Here is a 25797-nt window from a genome sequence, read left to right on the forward strand (position 1 = left end):
GCTTTTTAATCAAGCCCCTGCGGAACATGCTTCATGCCCGATATCATCGTCATGTTTTTCATTCTTGGTCTGATCGCCGGCTCCCTGCGCTCGGACCTTGCCATCCCCAAGGCGGTCTACGACATCCTGTCGCTGCTGCTGATGCTGACCATCGGCCTGAAGGGTGGCATGGCCCTGCACGGCAACCTGCACTGGTCGCTGCTGGGGGAAGTGCTTGCCGTTACCGCGCTGGGCTTTCTGATTCCCTTGCTGCTGTACCCATTGCTGCGCTATCTGGTGCGCCTGAACGGGGCGGATGCGGCCAGTTTCTGCGCCCACTACGGCTCGGTAAGCGCCGGTACCTTTGCGGTGGCGCTAGCCTGGACCGAGTCACGCGGAATGATGGTCAGCGGGCAGGTCACGCTGTATCTGGTGCTGCTGGAGCTGCCCGCAATTATCACCGGGCTGTGGCTGTATCGCCGACTCGGTAGCCCATCCGGCCCGGCCCAAACGGTTGCGAGTACGCCGCTCTGGCAGGAGACGCTGACCAACCGCAGCGTAATTCTGCTGGTGGGCGGTGTGGTGATTGGCCTGCTGTACGGCAAGCAAGGCGGCAGCCAGGTCACTGGCGCGCTGACCAGCGGATTTTCCCTGATTCTTGCGCTGTTCTTGCTGGAAATGGGTCTGGTAGCTGCAGAAACCCTGCGCAAGGTCCGACTGCAGCACTGGCGGGTTATCGCCTTTGCCCTGTGCATGCCCACACTGCTGAGCTTGCCGGGCATGGCGACCGGGCTGCTGCTGGGGCTGGCTCCGGGCACGACGGTAATCCTCGCGACCCTGACCGCCAGCGCCTCCTACATCGCCGCTCCGGTCGCGGTGCGCCACGCCATTGAAGAGGCCGACATCGGGCTGGTAATGCTAGCCTCGCTGGGCGTCACCTTCCCGTTCAACGTGCTGGTGGGCATTGAGCTGTACGCTAGCATCCTGCAGCGGCTGACCGGCTAACGGCTCAATGTACGGGCAGCCCGGAGGCTGCCCGTGACAGCGGCTGCCGGAGCACCGATACTGCGCGCAACAGAATCCACATCAACAGCTGGATGACCCGCGGAGGACAACACCCTGGCAACCCTGAAATACCTCGCGGGCTACAGCCCCGATCTGCGCCAGCAGGTCCAGCAGTTGATCGATCGTGGCCAGCTCGGCGCCTGGCTTGAGCAACGTTACCCGTCCGGCGAGCAGCATTCGATCCAGACCGACGCTGCACTCTACGACTACACCCAGCGCCTCAAGCAGCAGCACATGCGCAGTAGCGGGCCGATCAGCAAGGTGTTGTTCGATACCCGCATGCACGTGATCGACAATGCGCTGGGGCAACACCAGTTTGTCAGCCGGGTGCAGGGCGGCAAGTTGAAGAGCAAGAACGCGATCAAGATCTCGGCCATCCTCAAGAGCCTGCCCGAGCCGCTGCTGCGCATGGTGGTGGTGCACGAACTGGCGCACCTGCGCGAGAAGGAACACAACAAGGCGTTCTACCAGCTGTGCCGGCACATGGAGCCGGACTATCACCAGCTGGAGCTGGACCTGCGGCTGTTCCTGACCCTGCGAGACGGCTAGCGCGTTTGCGGGTTGGCGTGCAGCCAGGCGGCCAACTCGGCAACGGCCTGGGGCGCCGTTCTGCTGGCACCGACCCAGCTGCAGGCCAGCATCAGGTTGCGCGGCAGGCCGAAGTTCTCGACCACAAAGCCGTCCGGACACAGCCCCTGCTCATCACGCGGCAGTTGCTCGATCATAGGCTGTTGATCGGGGAAGTACGCCCACACCGGTTTGCCCAGCGCACAGGCAAAGCCCACCTCGAAGACGGTGCCGGAATCCGGCTCGTTACCGCGAAAGTGGCCCAGATTGGCCAGCACCGCGTCGGCGCGGCGCAGGCTGTCGAGGTTGGCCTGACAGATCCAGCCAGCCGGGTCGCTCAGCCCCTCCGGCAGGGCCGCATCCAGCGGATAGAGCCCTTCCAGGCCATGCGTGGCGCACAGCGCCTTGAGATACTCGCCGCGCGCCTGTGCGTCGGGATAGAACACGTCAAAACCGGCCAGATATACCGATGGCACCGGGGATCTCCTGCGTGGATCAGACAAGCGGATTCAGCGTGGCAAGGTCTGCGGCCTGGTCCAGATCGAGACAGACACCGGCATCCTCCACCGCCAGCACCTTAACGCAATCGGCATGGGCGCGCACAATCTCGCGTCCGCCGCGGTCACCACTGAGGGTCAGCAGCTGCGGCCAGAAACGCCGGCCGAACAACACCGGATGGCCGCGCTGACCCTGCCAGCTCGGCAGCACAATATCCTCCGGACCACACCGCTGCGCCAACGCTTGCAGGGTGGTCGGCTGGATACACGGCATGTCGGCGAGCAGCACGGCGATTGCCTCCGCATCACCGTGCCGCAGATATTCAATACCCAGTACCAGCGAGCTGGCCATGCCCTGCGCGCTATGCGGGTTGAACAGCACGTCGACCGCCTCCGGCAGCGCCAGTGCTTGCGGGTCATCATCGCTGCGCAGCACCAGAGTTACCGCGCCGAAGGCCGCCAGTGCGTTCTCCAGTGCACGATTGAGTACCGTCTGGCCGCTGGCCAGACGTGCCTGCCGTTTGTCGCCGCCGAAGCGCCGGGAGAACCCGGCGCCAAGCATCAGGGCGGCAACCCCTGGCATCAGGCCTTGGCGTCCAGCAGCATCACTTCGCGCTCGGCAATCAGGCCTGCCAGCGCCTTGCCCATTGCCTGATAGTGCGGCGCCTGACGGTGCGCTTCGATGGCCTCCATCCCGGCCCACTGCTCAACAAACACGAAGCGACTGGCATCGCTGCGGTCGTGGTGCAGCACATAACCTCGGCAACCGGCCTCGGCGCGCGACGGCTCGACCGCGTCGGCAAGGATGGCTGCGACCTGTTCGGCTGCGCCAGGAACGGCGCGCAGCACCGCTACGACGGTAATGATTTCGGACATTTAATTGCTCTCGATAGTGGAGGGTGCTGGCAAATCCTGCTCGCACCCGTCATGGATATGAATTGCAGAAGGTTCGTGGATGGCAGACCGCCGCTGCTGCAGCTGGCCACCGGCGCGTTCGTTGAGTACTGCTGTGATCTCGCCCAGAATCGCCAGCGCGACGGCTTCCGGGGTATCGCCCCCCAGGTCGAGACCGACCGGGTAATGCAGCCGCTCGACGCCCGGCAAGTTGGCTTGCGCCATGCCGGCCAGCAGCCGCTCGGTGCGCTCACGCGGTCCGAGCTGGCCGATGTAGCACGCCGACGACGCCAGCGCCTGCGCCAGCCACCAGGCATCCTGCTGCAGACTGTGGGTCATGACCACTACCGCCGCGTCGGCCAGCAAATCCTTCAGTGCGAAGCTGTTGTCCAACTGCCCGAGCAACACCGCATCGGCCTCCGGAAAGCGACTGCCCCGGGCAAAATGCGCCCGACTGTCAATCACCGTCACATGCAGGCCCTGCAGTTTGGCCATCCGCACCAGCGGCTGGGCATCGTGCCCGCCACCGAAAATCACCAGCCGCTGCGCCGGGCGCAGGTGCTCGATCAGCACCTCAACCGCGCCACCGGGCTGAAGAAAGCGATGCAACGCAGCACGTCGGGCAGAGCGCGCCAGGCGCAGCAGTGGCAGCAACGGCGCCGACCAGGCATCGGGCAGGCAGCCCTGCAGCTGATCATCGGCAGTCAGAAGCAGTCGCTGCCCGAGCAACTCAGGCTGTGATGCGCTGACGACGGTCGCCACACTGAGTCCAACAGCGCCATTGATCAGCGCCCGGCAGCCATCCAGCAACAGCTGACAGGCCGCGGAATCGACACGCTCGAACAGCAGGTGCACGGTACCGTTGCAGCCGAGGCCAAAACGCACTGCCGCATCGCCATCTTCATCATCTTCGGCGGTGCTGTAGCTGCGCAGCGCCGGCCCGCGTTCGGTCAACCAGCGCGCCGTGCGCGCCACCTCGCTTTCCAGGCAGCCGCCGCTGACAGTCCCCTCGGTCTGCCCCAGGGGGTTGATCAGCATCCGCGCGCCGGGGCGGCGGTAGGCCGAGCCCTCGACCTTGACCACCGTTGCCAGCACCGCATCGTCGCCCTGCAGGGCGGCCTCATCGACCGCCTTGAGCAGCTGTTCCACTGCAGACATCACACCTCCCGCTGTCGGCTCAGTGGCCGGTGTTACCGCGCTTGGCCGCAACATCCTCAGCACTGAGGCTGCTGCCACTCTGACCGAAGTGCTGCAGCACGAAGCTGCCGACCGCAGCCAGCTCGGCATCCTGATAGCCCGCAGCGAAGGATGGCATCTGCTGGTCTACCCGTGCGCCCGGGCCGCCGTGACCGCGCAGCAGGATACCCAGCAGGTTGGTGCCGGCCGGATCATTGACGGTTTTCAGGCCGCCGAGCGCGGCAATCGGCGACTGGGTGCCGCTGCCGTCCCAGGCATGACAACCGGCGCAGTTGCCGGCAAACAGCTTGCTGCCGAGCGCACCATCGGCTACCGGGGTCGCATCCGGCACCACCTCGGGCCGGGCGATGCCGGTGGCCTGCGCCGGGGTGCTGAGCAGGTAGGTCGCGATGGCAGACAAGTCGTCCGGGGTCAGATGGCGCAGGCTGTGATTGACTACATCACCCATCGGCCCGCTGGCCACGCCCTTGCCCGGGGCATACCCCTTGCTGAAATAACTGACCAGTTCGGCCGGCGACCAGGCACCGATGCCGTAGGTCTCGTCCGAACTGATGTTGTAGGCCTGCCAGCCCTGCACCAGGTTGCCCGCCAGCTGCTGGCTGCTGCTCAGCGCCTGGGCAAAGTTGCGCGGGGTATGGCACTCGCCGCAGTGACCCGGCCCTTCGACCAGATAGGCGCCGCGATTCCACTCCTCGGACTGGTTCGGGTCAGGCTCGAAGCGTTCGTTATCGTGAAATACCAGGTTCCAGAAGAACATGCCCCAGCGCTGGTTGTAGGGGAAACTCAGGGTGTTCTCCGGCACCGTATTGCTGACCGGTTCCAGGCTGAACAGATAGGCCTTGATGGCCTTCACTTCGTCGTCCGGCATCAGGGTGTAGGAGGTGTAGGGAAAGGCCGGGTAGTAGCGTTTGCCATCCTTGCCGACGCCCTCATGCAGCGCGCCGAGGAAGTCGGCGTCGGTCCAGTCGCCAATGCCGGTCGCCTTGTCCGGGGTGATATTGGGCGAATACAGCGAGCCAAACGGCAGCTTGAATTCGACACCCCCAGCGAACGGCTTGCCGCCCGGGACAGTGTGGCAGGCCACACAGTCGGCCGCGGCGGCTAGATACTTGCCACGGGCGATCAGCTCATCGTCAGCGGCCTGCACGGACAACGCCGAGGCAGCCAGCCCCAGCCCGAGAATCACGGATTTGCTCAGATGCATGGGTTCAGCTCCTTAAACCGGGAAGTAACCAGCGCGGCTCAGCGGCAGACGCCGCAGACGCTCGCCGGATGCAGCGGCCAACGCGTTGAGCAGCGCCGGACCAATCAGTGCGGTCCCGGTTTCGCCGACTCCGCCGGGTGACTCTGTGCTGGGCACAATGTGCACCTCGACGCCGGGCGCTTCACCGATGCGCAACTGCCGGTAGGTGTTGAAATTGCGCTGCTGCACCTGGCCCTGCTCAATCGTGATTTCATTGAACAGCGAGGCCGACAGGCCGAACAGGGTGCCGCCTTCAATCTGCGCCAGCACCGAGGTCGGGTTGGTCACCAGACCGCAGTCGATGGCGCTGACCAGACGTTTGATGCGGATGCCCTTGTCCGCCTGCATTTCCAGCTCGACCACGGTCGCGACGAAGCTGCCGAACACCGCGCTGACCGCAATGCCACGCCCCTGCCCGACCGGCAACGGCGTTTGCCAGTCGGCCTTCTCGGCAGCCAGCTTGAGCACCGCCTGGGCCCGCGGATGCTTGTCCATCAGCGCCAGCCGGTAGTCGACCGGATCCTTGCCGGCGTTGTGCGCCAGCTCGTCGATAAAGCACTCCACCGCCAGCGTGCTGCGCAGCGGCCCCACTCCGCGCCACCAGGAGACCGGAATCACCTTGGGCTCCTCGCGGATGTAATTGACCTGCAGACTGTCCAGCGCATAGAGCGGGTCAATGGCCACTTCCACCGCATCGGCATCCACGCCGCTCGCCGGCAGGCTGCCGACATAGCGCGCCAGCACCGACGCGCCGGCAATGCGATGCTGCCAGCCCTGCGGCTTGCCGTCGGCGTCCAGTGCGGCGGTCAGCCGGTCGACGTAGTGCGGACGGTACATATCGTGGGTCATGTCCTCTTCGCGACTCCAGATCAGCTTGATCGGGTAACTCACCTGCCGCGCAATCGCCACCGCCTGGGCGATAAAGTCGTAATCCAGCCGGCGGCCGAAGGCGCCACCAATCAGCTGGTTGTGCACGACCACCTGCTCCGGCTTCAGCCCGGTGATGCTGGCGGCAGTCTGCTGGGCAAACACCGGCACCTGAGTGCCGACCCACAGGTCACAGCCATCCGGGCGCACGTGCGCTACGCAGGTCATCGGCTCCAGCGGCGAATGGGACAGGAACGCCTGTTCGTACACCGCTTCAAAACGGCTGCTGGCCGCCTCCAGCGCTGCTGCAACATCGCCGCTGCTGTGAGCAACCACGCCGTCTGCGCTGGAAGCCTTTTGCAGCGCCGCATCCAGCTCGGGCGAGCTGATCGAGGCGTTCTCGCCCAAATCCCATTCGATCTTCAGCGCCTTGAGCCCCTGCTGACAGGCCCAGTAGTTGGTTGCAGTCACCGCAACAGCGTTATCCAGCGTGACCACATCGCGTACACCCGGTACCTGCCGCGCCGCGCTGGCATCAACCGATTTCAGGGTGCCGCCGTAAACCGGACAGGCCAGGCTGGAGGCAACCAGCATGTCCGGCACCTGCAGGTCGATGGTGAACTTCGCCTTGCCGTTGACCTTGTTCGGGGTATCAATGCGGCGCGCCGGGGTGCCGATCAGGCGGAACTGATCCGGGGTTTTCAGGGTAATGCTGGCTGGCAGCGGCAGGGTGCTGGCCAGATCGACCAGCTCGCCATAGCCCGCCTGACGATCGCCCGGCCCGTAGACCACGCCCTCGCGCGCCTCGCACTGGGCAGGGTCGACCGACCATCGCTGAGCAGCCGCCTGAATCAACAGCAGCCGCGCGGTGGCACCGGCCTCGCGCAGGGGCTGCCAGGCATGCCGTGTGGACGTCGACCCGCCGGTAGCCTGAAATTGCATGATCGAGTCCGTGTAGAGTTCGGCGTCCGGTGGTGCATCCTCGACGCTGACATCAGCCAGTCGCACTTCCAGCTCCTCGGCCAGCATCATGGCGATACCGGTATGCGCCCCCTGCCCCATCTCGATTTTCGGCGATATGACGGTCACCTTGCCGTCGTGGCCGACGCGCACATAGGCCCCGTAGCCGCGCGGCGTCTGATCACCGAGACGGCCGGCGGCGGTCGCTTCGGCCGCGACGCTGTCCGGGATAAATCCCGGCAACCAAGTGCTGAGCACCAGGCCGCCCATCACTGCGCCGGAGCCTTTCAGGAAGCCGCGCCGAGAGACCTGCCGTGATTGCCTGCTCATGCCTGATCCCCCTTGCCGACGTCCTTGATGGCCGCACGAATGCGGGTGTAGGTCGCGCAGCGACAGATATTGCCCGCCATACCGGCGTCAATCTCCGCATCGCTGGGGTTGGGTTGGCGCTGCAGCAGCGCGGTGGCCGACATGATCTGACCGGACTGGCAGTAGCCACACTGCACCACCTCGTGCTCCAGCCAGGCCTGCTGCACCTGACTGCCCAGCGCCGACTCGCCAACCGCCTCGATGGTGGTCACCGCACGGCCGGCCACAGCACCCACCGGCAGCACGCAAGAGCGCACGGCTTCACCGTCCAGATGCACGGTACAGGCGCCGCATTGGGCGATACCGCAGCCAAACTTGGTGCCGGTCAGACCGAGCACATCGCGCACTACCCAGAGCAGTGGCATGTCGGCGGGAACGTCGAGCTCATACCGCTCGCCGTTAACGGACAACTGGATCATAAGTACCTCGTCAGGCAACGCAGGTTATTGGAGTTCCGTTCACTGTAGCATTCGAGGCAGGCATGGGACGTTGCGACGCAGAACGCCCTCAACAAGACGCATGACAAACGCCGGGACAGCTGCCGCCAATGTCGTGAAAAACGGACAGAATGCAGGGAGGATAACCAGCACGACGGCAGGGCCGATAGCACAAAACCCCGAAAGCCTTGCGCTATTGCCCAGCGGCCGGCCCCGTTGGCACTACTGCCCACACTCCCGTTCGGCGACCTCGCGAATCATCGCAATGGCGCGCTTTGCAGGTGGTGACAAACTGCGATCGGCGAGCTGCATCAGGTGGCTGTGCAGACGGTATTGCAGCGCCGGAAGATCAGGCGGCAGCCAGGCCGTCAGGTCAACCAGCGCTTCCTGAGCCAGATCCTCCTGCAGCCAGCCATCCCAGGTAAAAAGCAGGCTGTCAGTGTTAAGCACGGTATGGCGCAACAGGGACAGGCTGTTGCAGCTCATCAACGCCCGTGGCCTGACCTCGGATGACAGCCCCAGCAACGCCAGCAACTGCGGCAAAGAGGCATCATCCAGCAAGGCGGCAGACCAGGGGTAGTCAACCAGCAGCTCGGCCCGAACCGGACGGCCGGCTGACAGCAGCGGATGCTGCGCACGACAATAAATCGCGGTGGCCCGAGACGGCAGTGGCGTGACCGCCAGACCCGGCGGAGGCTGCAACGGCCCGGTACCTCCGACCAGAAACTCGATGCGCTCCTGCTCCAGCAGACGCAGCAGATTCTGCCAGTGGTCGACCTCCACATTCAGCCGCAGCCCCGGGCAATCACGCCGCAGCCGCGGCAGCACCTCCTGCATATAACTGTGCGCTGCCAGCAGACCAACGCCGAAGTTCAGCTCGCCCCCCTCGGCATCGGCCAGAAACTGCGCCGACGCACTCAGGCTCTCGGCCCGTCGCAACAGGTCACGGGCCTGCTCCAGCAGTTGCCTGCCCGCCGCGGTCAGTTGCACGCTGCGGGTTCCCCGGTCGAACAGGCGCAGCTGCAGGTCGTTTTCCAGCGACTGAATGCTGCGGCTGAAAGCGGTTTGCGACAGGTGCGCACGCTTGGCCGCCCGGGAGAAATGCAGCTCCTCACTGAGCAGAACCATGTGAGTGAGACGCTTCAGATCAATTAATGAACTCATTGCATCAATAACTCGCAATATATGCATTGGACCTGATGTATAGCACTAACCAATACTGCCACCCAAGGGGCTGCTGCCCAGCCAGCCCGCCAAGAACAACAAGATAAAAGGGGGGACCCCATGAAACGCACAACCCGATGGCAGCACACCTGCCTGTCCCTGCTGCTCGGCGGCCTGCTGGCCGGCCCGGCACTGGCGGACCAGCAACCGCTCGACGCCCGCGCCAGCGATCCGAACGTCATGGGCTGGATGCAGGGCTTCCCGCCGGCAGCCGACAAACAGATCAACGCCCGCAACTACCTGCTGTTTCCACAGACCCGCTGGTCTTTCTCGCATATTCGCCAACTGCTGCCGACGGCGACAGTCGGCCGCGGCACCGGTGCCGTCAGCCCATTGCCCGACGCCCGCCGGGATGACATTGACGCGGTGCAGTTCAAGCTGGCCGACGGCTCGCAGATGAGCTGGGAGCAATCGCTGGCAGCCAATTACACCGACGGCATCGTGGTGCTGCACCGCGGCCAGGTGGTCTATGAGCGGTACTTCGGCGCCCTGCAGGCCGACCGCCCGCACATGGCCTTCTCGGTGACCAAATCGTTTATCGGCACCCTGGCGGCGATGCTGGTTGAAGAGGGTGTGCTGGACGAGCAGGCTCCGGTCTCGCACTACGTTCCCGAGCTGAAAGACAGTGGCTTTGGCGACGCCACCGTGCGTCAGGTGATGGACATGACCACGGCCATTCGCTATTCCGAGACCTACTCCGACCCGAGCGCCGAAATCTGGGAATACTCAAGGGCCGGCAACCTGATACCGCGCCCGGCCGACTATGACGGCGCCACATCCCTGTACGGTTTTCTGCAGAAGGTACAGCCCGAGGGGCAGCACGGCGAGGTGTTCGCCTACAAGACGGTCAACTCCGACGTCCTCGCGTGGATCGTTCAGCGCGCCACCGGCAGTTCCTTCGCCGACCTGTTGCAACAGCGGATCTGGAGCAAGCTGGGCGCCGAACAGGACGCCTACATCGTGGTTGACCAGATCGGCACCCAGTTCGCTGGAGGCGGCCTGAATGCCAGCCTGCGTGACATGGCCAGGTTCGGCGAAACCCTGCGCAACAACGGTCGCTTCAACGGCCAGCAGATCGTCCCGCAAGCCGTGGTTGCCGATATCCGCCGAGGCGGCGATCAAGGCAAATTCGCCCCCGCCGGTTACGCCACCCTGCCCGGCTGGAGCTACCGCAATATGTGGTGGGTGTCGAACAACGACCATGGCGTGTTTGCGGCGCGCGGTATCCACGGCCAGACCATCTACGTCGACCCCAAGGCAGAAATGGTGATCGCCCGCTTCGCCTCCAACCCGGTGGCGGCCAACGGCGCCAACGACCCGATCTCGCTACCGGCCTACAACGCGCTGGCACAACACCTGATGCGCCAGCCGTAACAGGACTGGCACAAGCGCCATGCCTGCAAGGTCAGCTTCGCCGGTCGATCCGGTTGCCCCGTAAAAGCACCGCGCCGGATACCAAGGGCATCCGGCGCGGCATGGCAAAAGCGGGGCTACCTGCATCGCAAAGGTAGCCGCTGCACTCAACGATCAATCAGGGCAAAGGCGCCCTCACGATCCAGCCGTACCCAGAAGTGCGGCGTGCCTACCGACACCAGGCCGGCAGCAGTGCTGCACTCGGCACCCACATCAGCCGGCAGGCTGGTCAGATAGCTGCTGTCGTAGTCCAGTGCACTGAGGCACTCGGCTGCTACCACCGGCTCCCAGCTGCCCTCTGCATCATTCCAGCGAGCCAACTGCAGGCTGCTGGCATCCGCGCCGGACGGCACGTTGAATTGCAGCACGAAGTCATCACCACGCGAATCATCATCCAGCGTCCAGTTGCTGTTGACCCGGCCTTCCGGCAACAAATAGGGCTGTTTGCCCAGCTCGCTGCCATCTCCGTAGCTGCCGGCGAAACCGGTGTCGACGGCCAGGCTCTTCTGCGCCCCACGCGCACCGTTGTAGGTGCCGTCCTGGCCCTGAATTCCGCTGACCAGCAGAACCGCACTTTTTGCTCCCTCACGCGCGGCTACCCAGCTGAGCGATACCTGCTTTTTGAGGTCGATGGTCGTCTGGCGGATTTCCACCTCTTCGTCTTCCGTGCCCGCGTTGATCAGGCGCACGCGCTGGCTGTTGTTCAGGTTCGGGTTATAGCTGGCATGGGGAATATGCAGCCAGCGGTAGTAGCGAGCGGCAAGTGCAGAGTTGCTCTGCGCGGTTGAGACACCTGGCTCGACGCTGGTGGTACGGGTGCGGGTGTCGTAGCGATTGAATATACGGTTCTCGCCATCCAGAATCCGCGCTGCCTCTCCCGATCCGGCCACACACAGACTGGTGCGGTAACTTTTGTCATGGGTCATGTTCAACTGATTGCCGGCGGGGATGCTCGCCGGAAACACGATCTTGTCGCAACGCTCGGCGGAGCGGGTAAAGCGGTCGATCAGCTTCCAGTCCGGCGTTGCCAGCTCGCGCATGCCATCTTCGTTGCTGCGAATCGTGTGGCTTTCGTAGTAGGAGCGATAATCGACCAGTGTGCCATTGAACGTCAGAATCGAGGCGTTGACGTCGAGAGTGCCATCGACACTGCCGTCGTTGATTTTGGTCATGACCACCTGCTGGATCAGTTCGCTCTCGCCATAGCGGCTGTCGTAGCCCTTGTAGGACGCGTTACCGCTGACCAGTTCGGTGTAGTGTCCACCGTAGTAGCCCGAAATCAGACTGCGAAGGTACTGATGCTCATGACCGGCGACATAGATGACGTCATTATCGGCAAACAACTGGCGATAATCCTCGTGCACCAGCAGAAACTGCTGATCCCCGGCGGAGGTGTCATAGGCTTCTACCGCACGCTCGCGGATGTTGCCGTAACGGCTGCCGACCATGGTGTTATGGGAAGACACGATGATGTGATCAACCTGATCACGGTAGGTTTCGATCATCTCCCGAACAAAGTCATAGGCGAACGGAATCTGTCCGTACGAAACCGTGACAATAAGCACGTTGTCCCGCACCAGGGCATAGTTCTTGTCTGTCTGACCGGCCATCTGAATGGCGTCGTCCGGAATCAGGTCACTGACGTTGTCATACCAGTCCTGATCAGTGCCCTTGATATCGTGGTTGCCCTGCAACGGCAGCATGACGAAGTCATCCCGGTAATCGTCGACAACACTGCGCCACTGGGCATATTCGGCAGGAGTGGCCTCCTCAGACAGATCACCGACAATCAGCAGCAGGTCGACGTCCTGCTCACGGTAAAACTCCATCAACGCGCGCATCGGCATCACCGACGCATTCTGACCTCCGCCCTGGGTATCGGGAATGATCCCGACCCGCAGGGTCGGTGCCTCCGGCGCAACCGGCGGCCCTCCAGCATCGCTGCTGCTACTGCTTTCCGACGAAAGGCAGCCGGTCAACAGACCTGCCGCCAGTAAACAAACCAATCCTGTACGAATAAACATGGCGCATCCTTAACGAACCATATGAGTGAGTCGCAAAGACTACCGATGCGCTGTGAAAACCCCGAGACAGAGCGGTTACACTCTGATCACAAGAATGTTGCATGGAGCAGCGGAGCTACCGCACGAAGCGATAGAAGAGGTTGGGCTCGCTGACGACAAACAGCTCGCCGCGGCTATCCAGCACCACCCCTTCCGGCTGCGGGATGTCGGCATCAAGGCCGCCACCAGCCCGCAGGCTGCGGCAGTCGAGAAGCGCCCCGTCAGAGCCCAGTTCAAACAACACCTGCGACTCATCACTGAGCAGCAACAGGTGGCCGCTGTCAGGCTCGACCGTGATGGCGGAAAGGTCTTTTGACACACCGGCGGCATCGATCCAGTCACTCAGATCCCGGATATCGAGTTGCAGATTTCCAGCCAGGGTGGGACGCAGGCCGCTGATGCGGTAGAGCTGCTGGGCGTCACGTTCCTTGACCACGTAAAGCAGATCACGCCGGTGGTCGTAAGCGGCACCTTCAAAACCCTTGTTGTCATCCGACAAGGCCAGTCCCAGCGTCAGTTGCCGCGCCTGATCACGCCTGATCGGGGCAGGATGCGCGGGAAGACGGACCACATTCAACCGCTGCACCCGCTCTTCAACAATCAACAGCAGCCCGTCGCCCAGCCAGGCCAGATCTTCCGGGTCCTCGAAGCCGATCAGTGGATAGAGGCCAAGCAGCCGGCCCTGTCGGTCAAGGGCCAGTACCTGAACAGGGCCCGCGTTGGTGATCGCCAGCAGCCGGTCGTTATCGGCATCGTGGGTGATGCCGGACAGGTCATTGCCGATGCCGGCAATGACCTGTGCCTGATGTTTCACCCGGTAATCCGCAAGCCCGAACACGCCGCGCCCGTCGCTGATCGCCGCACCGCTGAAGCGGAATCCGGTCAACTCGACCAGCGTGTATCGCCACGCAAAGACTGCCGCCATCACACTCGCGGCAAGCAGCAGTAACAGCAGGCGTTGCGGCCAGCGTCTGCGCCTGAGCGGCCCGCCCCATTCAAGCGTGCCCGACATGGAGACGCCCCTTGCTGTTATGCCGCTTCATCCAACCTGCTCCTGTTCGCTGTCGGGCCGATACTAGGCGACAGCGGTGACAGGGCAGTGACAGTGCAGTGCTGGCTAGCGGAACGGCGGCTCGTCGAAACTGCGCAGCTTGCGCGAATGCAGCGAATCGAGCTGGCTGCGCATCAGCTCCAGCGCATGAATGCCGATATGCAGATGCTGAGTCACGGCGCGCTCGTAAAAGGCGCCCGCCGCGCCCGGCAGCTTGATCTCGCTGTGCAGTGGCTTGTCCGATACACACAGCAAGGTGCCGTAGGGCACCCGCAGACGGTAACCCTGAGCCGCGATGGTGCCGCTCTCCATGTCGACCGCAATCGCCCGCGCCAGATTGATCAGCGGCCGTTCCTGGGCCCAGCGCAGTTCCCAGTTGCGGTCGTCATAGGTCAGCACCGTGCCGGTGCGCAGACGGCGCTTGAGGTCATCGCCCTGCTCGCCCGTCACGTCGGCTGCCGCCTGCTGCAGCGCCTGCTGCACCTCGGCCAGCGCCGGCAGCGGAATATTCGGTGGCAGCACCCGGTCGAGGATACCGTCGCGGCGCATGTAGGCGTGCGCCAGCACATAGTCACCGATGGTCTGCGACTGACGCAGACCGCCACAGTGACCGATCATCAACCAGCAGTGCGGCCGCAGCACGGCCAGATGGTCGGTGATGTTCTTGGCGTTGGATGGGCCCACGCCGATATTGACCAGGGTGATGCCTTCGCTTGGGCTATTGCCCTGCAGGTGATAAGCCGGCATCTGGAACCGGTGCCAGACCACCGACTCGATGATCGCCTGCATCTCGCCTTCGGACATGCCGCGTTCAACCACCACGTTACCGGGCAGTACCATGCGCTGGAAGCGCGAGTCGGCCTGCAGCATGTTCAGCCCGTGGCGGATGAACTGATCCACGTAGCGGTGATAGTTGGTCAGCAGAATCCACGGCTGTACATGCCGCCAGTCGCTGCCGGTGTAATGCACCAGACGACGCAGCGAAAAGTCGGTGCGGGCGGCGTCAAACAACGCCAGCGGCAGCGGGTCCTGGTCTTCCCAGTCGTACAGGCCGTCGGCGGTGCCGTCATTGGCGGCGGACAGGTCGGTACTCGGGAACACCCGCGCCAGCTCGGCAGCGGTCACGCCCGAGGCGCCCAGTTCGTCACCCTGTTCGACCACATACGGATAGGGAATATTGGCCTGACTCGGGCCCACTTCCACAGTGACGGTAAAGTCGGACATCAGTGGCCGCAGCTGATCCAGCAGGTAGGTACGGAAGGCGTCCGGCTGGGTCACGGTTACCGCGTAGGTGCCGGGCACCTGTACCTTGGCGTAGGCGCGCACACTGCTCGGCACTTCACCCTGGCAGTGATAGGTGAGCCGCAGCTCAGGGTAGCGGAACGCGCAGTGCGCGGCACTTGGCGGATTGCGATCCTTGAGGTACTGCTTGAGAGCGCTGCGCAGCGCATTGGTGGCCTGCTGGTAAAGCATGGCCAGGCGGTCGACCGCCGCTTCCGCGGAATCGACCTTTACAAAATCGTCAGGACAAACTTGATTCACGAGGTGCCTCTGGGTTGTTCACGTGCCCCCATATTGCGCCCTCAGTGCGGTCTGCAACAAGCGATGGCCGCACATTCCGGCCAGTCACTCTGACAACAGCGGGCACAACCGGGCCAGCCTGCCGGACAGGGCGCGTCAAGCAGGCAGGGGCAAAAACGAGGCCAAGCTCAGCTGCCGGTCTTGTCCTTGATGACGTCGCTGGTGCCGTTGCTCTTGACCGACTCGATGCCCTTCTCGCAGCTCGCCGCCGCGGAGTACATCTGGCTGGTGCCGATCACCTGATGATTGGCCGCCTTGAGATTGAAGAAATGGCGTCCGTCCTTTGCCTCCTTGCGCTCATAGCGCCCATCCTCCGTGCAATTTTTCTGTACTGACGCGATGCCGTTCTCGGCGCTGGCGCGGGTCTTGTACAGCTCACTGGTGAGGATGGTTTCAGCGTTTCCCGCCTTGAGGACAAAGCGGAACTGCCCGTCCGTGCTGTTGCTCAATTCATACCAACCAGACATATGAAGCACTCCTTATCCAACGTCGGTGGACTAGCTGCGCATCCGCCCGGATGCGGACGACTTGGTCAGTATAGACAGGAGATACGTACTGTCTCGCAATCGAGACCTATTAATATTGCCGAGACGGAACAACTGCCGGCGAAGACGGTTCAAGCCCCAGCGCTGCTGCCCGCTGAGCTGCACGCCAGTGCGACGGCGAGACGCCGGTCCAGCGCTTGAAGGCACGGGAAAAACTGGCCGCTTCGCTGTAGCCCAACTGCGCGGCAATGGCATCCAGCCCGAGGTCACTGTCGCCCAGCAGGCGTTCAGCCAGGCGCGCGCGCACCCGCTCATCGAGCTGACGAAAGGGTTGTCCCTCGGCCGCCAGCCGGCGATGCAGCGAACGCTCGGATATACCCAGTGCCGCCGCCACCTCGACGGCGGCGGGAGGTTCACCCGAATGGCTGATCAGCACCTGAAGAACCTGCCGCGCGAACGGCGACACCACGTCTTCAAGCCCATCACACAGTTGCCGGCACAGGGCCGCACAGGCGTTGCGGGTAAGCTCGTTGGCGAGCGGCAGGGCGCTGGTCAGGTCCGCGTCCGCAATCAGTACCGCGTTACTGGCAGCACCCATTACCACCGGGCATTCGAAGTAGGTTTCGTAACACTCGGCGGTGGCAGGGCGCGACAGCGCCAGCTCCACCCGAACCGGCACAAAGGGGCGCTGCAGCAACTCACCGAAGATACGCTTCCAGACAGCCAGCCCGCGCTCGGCAACCATATCCTGTGCATCCGGAGGCAGTACCCTGTGGTCCAGGCTCATGCGCACGCCACCGTCAAAGGGCTGCAACTGAACCGGACAGATCGACAGCGTCAGTTCACGAAACTGGGTACTGACCACCAGTGCCTCATGCAGATTGCGACAGGCCAGCATGGTGTAGCCGAGCAGCCCCAGACTGGTCAGTTGATATCGACTGCCCACCAGCAGCCCGAGACCGGGTTCCGGCGCCAGCGCCACCAGATTGCGGATCACGGCCAGTTCCTGCCAGCGCTGTATCCTGGCCCCGGCACTCAGCACGCCCTCGTCCAGCCCGCTGCCCTGCAGACACGCCTCGACGGAACAGCCAAGACTGCGCGCAGTGTTCAGCAGATGGCGCACGTTGGTGGCATCACGTACTTCACGCCAGTTCATACAACCTCGTGGCAGTTACTGTCATGTCATGGCAGAAATTATCATGGATAGCCACCGCGCACAGGCGCAATCTTGCCTGGCAGAACAAAAACATCAACAACAAGACAGACCACTGCAGGTGACAGCCATGCCCGAGTTCTTCTACACCACGGCGAAAAATAATCAGGCCCGCTCCAGCAACCATTTCCGCACCGTACCGGTGGCAGGCTCACTGGGTGCAGACATCCACGACATCGACCTCAACAACCTCAGTGACGCCGGACAGGCCGATCTGCGCCAGGCACTGATGGACCATGGCGTGCTGTTCATCCGGGACCAGAACCTGAGCGTCGAGCAGCTCGAAGCCGTGACGCTGCGTTTCGGCAAGTTCGGCAAGGAACCCTATGTGCAGCCGATGGCCGATCATCCGCATGTGGTGCATGTGCTCAAGGAAGCCGGCGAAGGCAGCCCATTCGTGTTCGGCGGCGCCTGGCACAGCGACTGGTCATTCCAGGAGCGGCCGCCGGCCTTCACCCTGCTGTACGGCCACGATGTGCCGGAAAGCGGCGGCGACACCCTGTTCAACAACATGTACCTGGCCTGCGAGTGGCTGTCTCCCACCTTGCGCAATCTGCTGCGCCAGCTCGACGGCATCCACACCCCCGAGTTCGGTTACGGCCCCAATGCCGTGCACAACGCGGGCATCGAGAACATGCAGATCCGCTACGGCAACAAGGTGGATGAGGATGTGCGCACTCACCCGCTGATCACGCGCCACCCGGAAACCGGCCGCGAGGTACTGTTCGCCAATCCGGCCTACACCCTCGGCATCGCCGGCATGAAGCCGGAGGAGTCACGCCCGCTGCTCGACTACCTGTTCAGCGTCGCCGCCGCCCCGGCCTTTACTTGCCGCATGCGCTGGACGCCGGGCACACTGGCGATCTGGGACAACCGCTGCGTCTGGCATCAGCCCATTTCGGACTACTTCGGCAAGCGCCGCGAGATGTTCCGCACCACGGTTGTCGGCGAAAAACCGAGCCGGGGAGAAACGGCATGAGTCATATAGAACAGGCCGCAGAGGCGCTGCTGGAGGCCCGCAGCAGCGGAATGCCGCGCGGCTCGATCGCCACCGAGTATGCCCTGACCGACCTGGCGTCCGCCTACGCGGTACAACACGCGCTGATCGCCCGCCAGCTGAACGGCGCGCGGCCGGCCGGTTACAAGCTGGGGCTGACCGACGCCCGGGCCCGAGCGGCACTCGGCGTCGCCGAACCACTGCGCGGCGTGCTGCTGGCGGCCAACGAATATAACGACGGCGCCACCCTGCGCCACGCTGACTTTATCGCGCCGCGACTGGAGGTTGAGGTTGCGATGCGCCTGGCTCGCGATATCGAAGATCCTCTGGCCGATCGCGCCGAACTGATCACGGCGCTCGAAGGTGTGATGCCCGCGCTGGAGGTGTGCGACTCAGCCTATGAGGGCTGGCCGAAGTCTCTGGCTGATGCGGTAGCCGACAACCTGTCCTTTGGTGCCCACGTGCTGGGCCAGTGCGTTGCAGCAGACAGCGTGCAGCTGGATGACCTGCCGGTGGCTCTGAAGCTCAACGGCGAAAAGGTGGGCAGCGGAAACACCGGCAGCAGCATGGGCAACCCGTTGGATGCAGCCCTGTGGCTGATCAATCAAATGGTCACTGCCGGGCAGCACCTGCGCAGCGGAGACGTCATCATGACCGGCGCGCTGGCGGGCATGCAGCCGGTTGCTGCCGGCGATCTGGCCGAAGTAGAGATGGGCACGCTGGGCAGTTTGAGCTGTCGTTTCAGCGGCTGAGCGGTGCAACGGGGGGTACGTGCTGACGTATCCCCGGACAAATCGCAGGCAAGAAAAAACCCCGCCGAGGCGAGGTTTTGCAGAAAGGATCCTGATCATCCCTAATGTGTTGTGCCTCCGAGGCACCGTCCCTGTTCCCTGTTGTTCTGGTCGCTTCCTGCGATGCTCCTAGCGCTTTTGATACTACGCAGCATCGCAGGGTGTGCCCATAGGCCAACGCCAGCACAACGCGTAAGCAAATGCTTACATCGGGTCATCAGGCCCCGACCAGGCCGGCGGCCTGACCCGGCTCAGCCCTGGTGATAGCCGGTAACCCGCTCAACTTCTTCCTTCGAGCCGAGGAACACGGCAACCCGCTGGTGCAGGGACTCCGGCTGAATATCGAGAATGCGCTGAGTACCGTTAGTCGCGGCGCCACCGGCCTGCTCGATCAGCATCGACATCGGGTTGGCCTCGTACATCAGGCGCAGTTTGCCCGGCTTCTCCGGCTCGCGGCCATCGCGCGGGTACATGAATACGCCGCCACGGGTAAGAATGCGGTGCACATCGGCGACCATGGAGGCAATCCAGCGCATGTTGTAGTTCTTGTTCAGCGGCCCCTCGACGCCTGCCAGCAGTTCGTCAACATAGCGCTTGACCGGTGCTTCCCAGTGACGCTGATTGGACATGTTGATTGCGAACTCGGCGGTACTGGTCGGCACCTTGAGATTTTCGTGAGTCAGGAAGAAGCTGCCCATCTCCCGATCCAGAGTAAAGCCCATGACGCCATCGCCCAGGGTCAGCACCAGCATGGTCTGCGGGCCATAGATGGCGTAACCGGCAGCCACCTGCTCGGTACCCGGCTGCAGGAAGGCGTGCTCATCGAGGCTGCCGGTCTGCTCGACATACTTGTCAGGGCAACGCAGCACGGAAAAGATGGTACCGACCGAGACGTTCACGTCGATATTACTGGAGCCATCCAGCGGATCGAACACCAGCAGGTAGGCACCTTTGGGATACTGCCCCGGAATCTGATAGGCATTGTCCATTTCCTCGGACGCCATGCCGGCCAGGTGGCCGCCCCACTCGTTGGCCTCCAGCAGGATTTCATTCGAGATCACATCAAGCTTTTTCTGCACTTCACCCTGGACGTTCTCGGTACCCATGCTGCCCAGCACACCACCAAGGGCACCCTTGGATACGGCATGGCTGATTTCCTTGCAGGCGCGCGCCACCACCTCGATGAGGAAACGCAGGTCGGCGGGGGTATTGTGACTGCGCGTCTGTTCGATCAGGTAGCGGCTGAGAGATACACGGGACATGAGCAAGCTCCGGGGAGAGAAAAGTAAAATCGCGCACAGTTTACCCGCTCCGGCAGCGCTTCGCCTCCTGAATAGGTCCGACGACAGCAACAATGCCGCGCAGAAACGAAAAAGCCCCGTCGAAGCGGGGCCTTTCGTGGCACGATCCGAGTTAGAACTGATCCGCTGTCAGCAAATACAGTGCATCACTGCCCGCCTTGACCGACGAGGTCAGTGAGTGGATACGCGGCAACAGACGGGCGAAGTAGAAACGCGCAGTGCCCAGCTTGCTCACGTAGAACTCGTCTTCCGCCTGCTTGGCCATGGCGGTACGCGCCATCAGTGCCCACATGTAGGCATAGGCGGTGTAACCGAAGGCCTGCAGATACTCGACCGAGGCCGCGCCGATTTCATTCGGGTTACCCTTCGACTGCTCGATAACCCAGGCGGTGAGTTCGTCGAGGTTGCCGATGGCCGCTTCCAGCGGGCCGGTGAACTCGGCCAGAGAAGCATCGGCACTGGCAATGAAGGCTTTGACCTCGTCGCTGAAGTGCTTGTAGAACGCCCCACCGCTGCCGACGATCTTGCGGCCCATCAGGTCCAGCGACTGGATTCCGTTGGTACCTTCGTAAATCTGGGTGATACGGCAGTCGCGGATCAGCTGTTCCTGACCCCACTCACGGATAAAGCCGTGGCCGCCGAAGATCTGCTGGCCGTGCACTGTGGTTTCCAGCCCCATGTCGGTGAGGAATGCCTTGGCAACCGGCGTCAGCAGTGCAACCAGTTCCTCGGCGCGCTTGCGGGTGGCCGGGTCCTCGCTGTACTTGGCGGTATCGAGCTGCATGGCAACGTAGCTGGAGAAGGCGCGACCGCCTTCATTCAGCGCTTTCATGGTCAGCAGCATGCGACGCACGTCCGGGTGAACGATGATCGGGTCGGCAGCCTTGTCCTTGTTGACCGGGCCGGTCGGCGCACGACTCTGCAGACGATCACGGGCGTACTCGATGGCATTCTGGTAGGAGCGTTCACCCAGCGACAGGCCCTGGATGCCTACACCCAGGCGCTCGTAGTTCATCATGGTGAACATCGCATTGAGGCCCTTGTTCGGCTCGTCGACAATCCAGCCGGTAGCGCCGTCGAAGTTCATCACACAGGTGGCAGAGGCCTTGATGCCCATCTTGTGCTCGATGGAGCCGCAGGACAGGGAGTTCCTCTCACCCAGCGAACCATCGTCATTGACCATGACCTTGGGCACCAGGAACAGCGAAATACCCTTCGGGCCAGCCGGTGCGTCAGGCAGCTTGGCCAGTACCAGGTGAATGATGTTCTCGGTCAGATCGTGTTCACCACCGGTGATGAAGATCTTGGTACCGGAAATCTTGTAGCTGCCGTCAGCCTGCGGCTCGGCCTTGGTGCGAATGATGCCGAGGTCGGTGCCGCAGTGCGGCTCGGTCAGGCACATGGAGCCTGCCCAGGTACCGGCATACATATTCGGCAGGTACTTTTCCTTCAGCTCTTCGCTGGCGTGGTTGAGGATCGACAGGCAGGCACCGGAGGTCAGCATCGGATACAGACCGAAAGACAGGTTGGCCGAGTTGACCATTTCCTCGACCTGGGCACCGATGACCTTGGGCATGCCCATGCCACCAAACTCGGGCGCCCCGCTGACACCAACCCAGCCGCCTTCGGCGTAGGTCTTGTAGGCTTCCCGGAAGCCGGCCGGCGTCGTTACGGCGCCATTGTTCCAGGAGCATCCTTCCTCGTCGCCACTGCGATTCAGCGGTGCGACCACACCACCGGTTACCTTGCCGGCTTCTTCCAGAATCGCGGCTGCGGTGTCTTCGTCAACAATCTCGGCAAGACCGGGCAGCTCGGCCCAGAGCTTGGAGATCTCGAAGACCTCGTTGAGAACGAAGCGCATGTCGCGCAGGGGAGCTTTATAGTCGGCCATGGATATCTCCTCATGATTCAGTGCCGGGATATACCGGCGCAGGCGGGAGATTGTATATCGACAACAAAAAAACCTGTAGCGTCTTTTTATGACTTTTTATTATTGATTGGTCACCATAAGCAACATCGGCAGATCAGGGTCAGACGTGCCAAGCATTACCCAAAGCCTGCACGCCAGACAATAAAAAACCCCGGCAAGCCGGGGTTTCCTGGACCAACGGATGGATCAGAACTGCTCGACAGCAATATCCATCAGAGTAGAGGCACCGGCGCTCAGCGCCTCGGCGTGAGCCTGGGCGCGCGGCAGCAGACGCTGGTAGTAGAACGCCTGGGTCGCCAGCTTGCCCTTGTAGAAGTCGACCTCGGTGGTGCCGGCATCCAGCTTGGCCTGAGCGACCAGTGCCATCTTCAACCAGAAGTAGGCGTGCACAACGTAGCCGGAGAACGCCAGGTAATCAACGGACGCTGCGCCCACTTCCTCGGGGTTCTGCATCGCCTTCATACCAACGGCGGTAGTCAGCTCGCCCCACTGGGTGTTGAGCTGGGCCAGTTTCTTGGCGTACTCGCCAAAGGTGGCGTTGCCTTCCACTTCCTTGCACAGCAGGTGAACCTGCTTGGTGAAGGTTTTCAGCAACTTGCCCTGGCTACCCAGCACCTTGCGACCGAGCAGGTCGAGGGCCTGAATGCCGTTGGTGCCTTCATAGATCTGGGCGATACGGCAATCACGCACCTGCTGCTCCTGCCCCCACTCACGGATGAATCCGTGACCGCCGAAGATCTGCTGACCCAGCAGGGTGGCTTCCAGACCGGTATCGGTCATAAAGGCCTTACAGATCGGCGTCAGGAAGGCCAGCTGGGCCTCAGCATCAGCGCGGGCCTCTTCTTCTGCCGCGTAGTGAGCCTGATCCAGCAGGCTGGCGGTGTGGTAGGCCAGCGCGCGGTTACCTTCGTTGAACGCTTTCATGGTCAGCAGCATGCGACGCACGTCCGGATGAACGATGATCGGGTCAGCCGCTTTTTCCGGGGCAGCCGGGCCTTTGAGCGAACGCATTTGCAGACGGTCTTTGGCGTAGGCCAGCGCCGACTGATAGGACGCTTCACCGTGACACAGACCCTGCATGCCGGTACCCAGACGGGCGTGGTTCATCATGGTGAACATGCAGTTCAGACCCTTGTTGATGTCGCCGATCAAAAAGCCGGTAGCATCGTCAAAGTTCATGACGCAGGTAGCGGAGGCCTTGATGCCCATCTTGTGTTCGATGGAGCCGCAGATCAGGCTGTTGCGCTCGCCCACTTCGCCGTTGGCGTCGGGCAGGAACTTGGGCACGATGAACAGCGAGATACCCTTGGTGCCAGCTGGCGCGTCGGGCAGCTTGGCCAGAACCAGGTGGACGATGTTTTCGGCCATGTCGTGCTCACCGCACGAAATGAAGATCTTGGTGCCGGTGACCTTGTAGGTGCCGTCAGCCTGCGGTACGGCGCGGGTCTTGATCAGGCCCAGGTCGGTCCCGCAATGCGGCTCGGTCAGACACATGGTACCGGTCCAGGTGCCGGGGGTCAGCTTGCTCAGGTAAAGGTCTTTCTGCGCCTGGGTACCGTGCGCTGCAATTGCCGCAGCACAGCCGTGGGACAGGCCCGGGTACATGCTGAACGAGTAGTTTGCAGAGGCAACCATCTCGCTGATGATCAGCCCCAGCGAAGACGGCAGGCCCTGTCCGCCGTATTCCGGCGATGCGGTCATCGAGCCCCAGCCGTTCTCGCAGTAGGCCTGATAGGCTTCCTTGAAGCCCTTCGGAGTGGTAACCACACCATTTTCGATATGGCAGCCTTCTTCGTCACCGCTGCGGTTAAGTGGAGACAGTACCTGGTTGGTGAACTTGGCGCCCTCTTCGAGGATCGCGCTGACCAGATCAGGGGTGGCATCTTCCAGACCATAGGCAGCATAGCTGCCGGTCATGTCCAGCAGTTCATCCATGACGAAGCGCATATCGCGCAAGGGGGCGTTATATTCAGGCATGTCGACTCTCCAGGGGGCGCCAGACAGAACTGGCAGCATGGTTTCATACAGGTGTTTGAACACTAGGGATGCCCGTCCCTGTGGTCAAGGTTTTGGCTCGTCCATTACCCCGCCTGATGGAGAGCCATAACACCGGAAGCATCCTGCTGTAGCATAGGCACTGCATCCATTGCTTCGGGAACCCGCTGTGTCCACTCTGGCCGATCTGCACTTTGATAACCGCTTCGCCGCACTGGGCGACACCTTCTCCAGCAAGGTCCTGCCCGACCCGCTGCACAACCCGCGACTGGTGGTATGCAGCGAGGATGCCCTGCGGCTGCTCGATCTGGACCCGGCCGAAGCAACAGACCCGCTGTTCACCGAGCTGTTTTCAGGCCACAAGCTGTGGAGCAGCGCCGAACCACGGGCAATGATCTATTCCGGCCACCAGTTCGGCGCCTACAACCCGCAGCTTGGCGATGGCCGCGGCCTGCTGCTGGGCGAGGCGGTAAACCAGGCCGGCGAGCATTGGGATCTGCACCTCAAGGGTGCCGGCAGCACGCCCTACTCGCGCATGGGCGACGGCCGTGCGGTACTGCGCTCGTCGATCCGCGAGTTCCTCGCCAGCGAGGCGCTGCATGCACTTGGCATCCCCAGCAGCCGCGCCCTGTGTGTGACCGTCGGCGACAACCCGGTCTACCGCGAACGGGAAGAGCGTGGCGCCATGCTGCTGCGCCTGGCGCGCTCGCATATTCGCTTCGGCCACTTCGAGTACTTTTATTACACCCGCAAACACAACGAGCTGCGCCAGTTGCTCGATTTCACCCTCGACACCTGCTACCCCGACTGCCGCAACCAGCCGGAACCCGAGCTGGCGATGTTTCGCAGTGTGCTCCAGCGCACTGCCGAGATGATCGCCCACTGGCAAGCCTGGGGTTTCTGTCACGGGGTGATGAACACCGACAATATGTCGATTCTGGGCATCACCTTCGACTTCGGCCCTTACGCCTTCCTCGACGCCTTCGATGCACGGCATGTCTGCAACCACTCCGACCACGAAGGCCGCTATGCCTTCCATCGGCAGCCGACGATCGCGCAGTGGAATCTCGCCTGTCTGGCCCAGGCGCTGACGCCGTTTATTGCGGTCGATACGCTGAAAGCCGAGCTGGCGCAGTTCATGCCGACCTTCGAGCAGCACTATCTGACGCTGATGCGCCGACGACTCGGCTGGGGCGACGCCCGCCCGGAAGACGTCGAGCAACTGGACGCACTGCTGCAACTGATGCAAACCAGTGGCGCCGATTACCACCTGACCCTGCGCAAGCTGGCCGAAGACAACCCGTTGGTGCGTGATCAGTTCATCGACCGCAGCGCTTTCGACAACTGGTATCGCGAGCACCAGCGCCGTTGCCAGGCCAGCCCGGCCGCGCGCCAGGCTGCCAACCCGCTGTATGTGCTGCGCAACTATCTGGCGCAGAACGCCATCGCCGCCGCCGAACAGGATGACTTCGATGAAGTACGTCGCCTGCACCACATCCTGCGCCGGCCGTTCGAGCCACAGCCCGGTGCCGATGCCTATGCGGCGACGCCGCCGGACTGGGGCAGGCATCTGGAAATCAGCTGTTCATCCTGAGCCTCGCTTATTCCTTGCAAGCATATAAAAATCAGTTTTTGTGCTTGGACAAATATAGCGCCGCCTCTTAATGTGACGCCCTGC

Annotated in this window: 22 protein-coding genes; 6 read left to right on the plus strand and 16 right to left on the minus strand. The window is 62.7% G+C overall.

Features of this window, described 5'->3' with window-relative positions; translation table 11 throughout:
- Positions 1 to 33: 33 nt before the first annotated feature.
- Positions 34 to 984, plus strand: a complete 951-nt coding sequence (locus O5O48_RS02960; protein ID WP_088277053.1) for a sodium-dependent bicarbonate transport family permease — start codon at positions 34 to 36, stop codon at positions 982 to 984.
- Between the two features lie 114 nt (positions 985 to 1098).
- Positions 1099 to 1593, plus strand: coding sequence for a M48 metallopeptidase family protein (locus tag O5O48_RS02965; RefSeq protein ID WP_228245570.1), 495 nt, complete (start codon positions 1099 to 1101; stop codon positions 1591 to 1593).
- Here the strand turns inward: O5O48_RS02965 and O5O48_RS02970 are convergent.
- From O5O48_RS02970 to O5O48_RS03005, 8 genes are all read right to left on the minus strand, one after another.
- Positions 1590 to 2087 (minus strand): nucleoside 2-deoxyribosyltransferase, encoded by a 498-nt coding sequence (locus O5O48_RS02970; RefSeq protein ID WP_269688109.1) that lies wholly within the window; start codon positions 2085 to 2087, stop codon positions 1590 to 1592. The genes O5O48_RS02965 and O5O48_RS02970 overlap by 4 nt on opposite strands.
- A 19-nt stretch (positions 2088 to 2106) precedes the next feature.
- Positions 2107 to 2691, minus strand: coding sequence for a nucleotidyltransferase family protein (locus O5O48_RS02975; protein ID WP_269688110.1), 585 nt, complete (start codon positions 2689 to 2691; stop codon positions 2107 to 2109).
- Positions 2691 to 2984, minus strand: a complete 294-nt coding sequence (locus tag O5O48_RS02980) for a putative quinol monooxygenase (protein ID WP_088277061.1) — start codon at positions 2982 to 2984, stop codon at positions 2691 to 2693. Before O5O48_RS02980 ends, O5O48_RS02975 begins: the two co-directional genes overlap by 1 nt.
- Positions 2985 to 4160, minus strand: coding sequence for an XdhC family protein (locus tag O5O48_RS02985; RefSeq protein ID WP_269688111.1), 1176 nt, complete (start codon positions 4158 to 4160; stop codon positions 2985 to 2987).
- A 19-nt stretch (positions 4161 to 4179) separates the two neighbouring features.
- Entirely contained in the window at positions 4180 to 5403 is a 1224-nt protein-coding gene (locus O5O48_RS02990) for a cytochrome c (RefSeq protein WP_269688112.1), read from the minus strand.
- A 12-nt stretch (positions 5404 to 5415) separates the two neighbouring features.
- Complete coding sequence (locus O5O48_RS02995; protein ID WP_088277067.1) at positions 5416 to 7599, minus strand: xanthine dehydrogenase family protein molybdopterin-binding subunit; 2184 nt, start codon at positions 7597 to 7599, stop codon at positions 5416 to 5418.
- Entirely contained in the window at positions 7596 to 8057 is a 462-nt protein-coding gene (locus O5O48_RS03000) for a (2Fe-2S)-binding protein (RefSeq protein WP_088277069.1), read from the minus strand. Before O5O48_RS03000 ends, O5O48_RS02995 begins: the two co-directional genes overlap by 4 nt.
- A 240-nt stretch (positions 8058 to 8297) precedes the next feature.
- Complete coding sequence (locus O5O48_RS03005) at positions 8298 to 9239, minus strand: LysR family transcriptional regulator (RefSeq protein WP_228245539.1); 942 nt, start codon at positions 9237 to 9239, stop codon at positions 8298 to 8300.
- A 120-nt stretch (positions 9240 to 9359) separates the two neighbouring features.
- Between O5O48_RS03005 and O5O48_RS03010 the strand changes: the two genes are divergently transcribed.
- Positions 9360 to 10673 (plus strand): serine hydrolase domain-containing protein, encoded by a 1314-nt coding sequence (locus tag O5O48_RS03010; protein ID WP_269688113.1) that lies wholly within the window; start codon positions 9360 to 9362, stop codon positions 10671 to 10673.
- 146 nt (positions 10674 to 10819) lie between these two features.
- Here the strand turns inward: O5O48_RS03010 and O5O48_RS03015 are convergent, their stop codons facing one another.
- From O5O48_RS03015 to O5O48_RS03035, 5 genes are all read right to left on the minus strand, one after another.
- Positions 10820 to 12736, minus strand: coding sequence for a metallophosphoesterase family protein (locus tag O5O48_RS03015; RefSeq protein WP_088277075.1), 1917 nt, complete (start codon positions 12734 to 12736; stop codon positions 10820 to 10822).
- A 115-nt stretch (positions 12737 to 12851) separates the two neighbouring features.
- Positions 12852 to 13787: an SdiA-regulated domain-containing protein gene (locus tag O5O48_RS03020; RefSeq protein ID WP_088277077.1), complete on the minus strand. Its 936-nt coding sequence runs from the start codon at positions 13785 to 13787 to the stop codon at positions 12852 to 12854.
- A 105-nt stretch (positions 13788 to 13892) separates the two neighbouring features.
- Positions 13893 to 15368 (minus strand): AMP nucleosidase, encoded by a 1476-nt coding sequence (gene amn, locus O5O48_RS03025; RefSeq protein WP_269688114.1) that lies wholly within the window; start codon positions 15366 to 15368, stop codon positions 13893 to 13895.
- A gap of 167 nt (positions 15369 to 15535) precedes the next feature.
- Positions 15536 to 15874: a YegP family protein gene (locus O5O48_RS03030; protein ID WP_088277081.1), complete on the minus strand. Its 339-nt coding sequence runs from the start codon at positions 15872 to 15874 to the stop codon at positions 15536 to 15538.
- Positions 15875 to 15983: 109 nt separating this feature from the next.
- Positions 15984 to 17048 (minus strand): AraC family transcriptional regulator, encoded by a 1065-nt coding sequence (locus tag O5O48_RS03035; RefSeq protein WP_269688115.1) that lies wholly within the window; start codon positions 17046 to 17048, stop codon positions 15984 to 15986.
- A 127-nt stretch (positions 17049 to 17175) separates the two neighbouring features.
- On the opposite strand from O5O48_RS03035, the gene O5O48_RS03040 reads away from it, so the two are divergent.
- Positions 17176 to 18084 (plus strand): TauD/TfdA dioxygenase family protein, encoded by a 909-nt coding sequence (locus O5O48_RS03040; RefSeq protein WP_269688116.1) that lies wholly within the window; start codon positions 17176 to 17178, stop codon positions 18082 to 18084.
- Positions 18081 to 18854 carry a 2-keto-4-pentenoate hydratase gene (locus tag O5O48_RS03045; protein ID WP_269688117.1) on the plus strand — a complete coding sequence of 258 codons (774 nt, stop codon included), beginning with the start codon at positions 18081 to 18083 and terminating at the stop codon, positions 18852 to 18854. Before O5O48_RS03040 ends, O5O48_RS03045 begins: the two co-directional genes overlap by 4 nt.
- Positions 18855 to 19144: 290 nt before the next feature.
- Here the strand turns inward: O5O48_RS03045 and O5O48_RS03050 are convergent, their stop codons facing one another.
- The 3 genes from O5O48_RS03050 to O5O48_RS03060 form a co-directional block, all read right to left on the minus strand.
- Entirely contained in the window at positions 19145 to 20155 is a 1011-nt protein-coding gene (locus tag O5O48_RS03050; protein WP_088277089.1) for a class 1 fructose-bisphosphatase, read from the minus strand.
- 151 nt (positions 20156 to 20306) lie between these two features.
- On the minus strand, positions 20307 to 22085 hold the full coding sequence (locus O5O48_RS03055) for an acyl-CoA dehydrogenase C-terminal domain-containing protein (RefSeq protein ID WP_269688118.1): 1779 nt from the start codon (positions 22083 to 22085) through the stop codon (positions 20307 to 20309).
- Between the two features lie 225 nt (positions 22086 to 22310).
- A complete protein-coding gene (locus O5O48_RS03060) occupies positions 22311 to 24101 on the minus strand; it encodes an acyl-CoA dehydrogenase C-terminal domain-containing protein (RefSeq protein ID WP_269688119.1) in 1791 nt (596 codons plus the stop codon).
- 187 nt (positions 24102 to 24288) lie between these two features.
- On the opposite strand from O5O48_RS03060, the gene selO reads away from it, so the two are divergent.
- Entirely contained in the window at positions 24289 to 25713 is a 1425-nt protein-coding gene (selO, locus tag O5O48_RS03065) for a protein adenylyltransferase SelO (RefSeq protein WP_269688120.1), read from the plus strand.
- Positions 25714 to 25797: the final 84 nt, after the last annotated feature.

Origin of the sequence: Halopseudomonas sp. MFKK-1 (assembly GCF_027474385.1) — a bacterium.
GTDB lineage: Bacteria > Pseudomonadota > Gammaproteobacteria > Pseudomonadales > Pseudomonadaceae > Halopseudomonas > Halopseudomonas aestusnigri.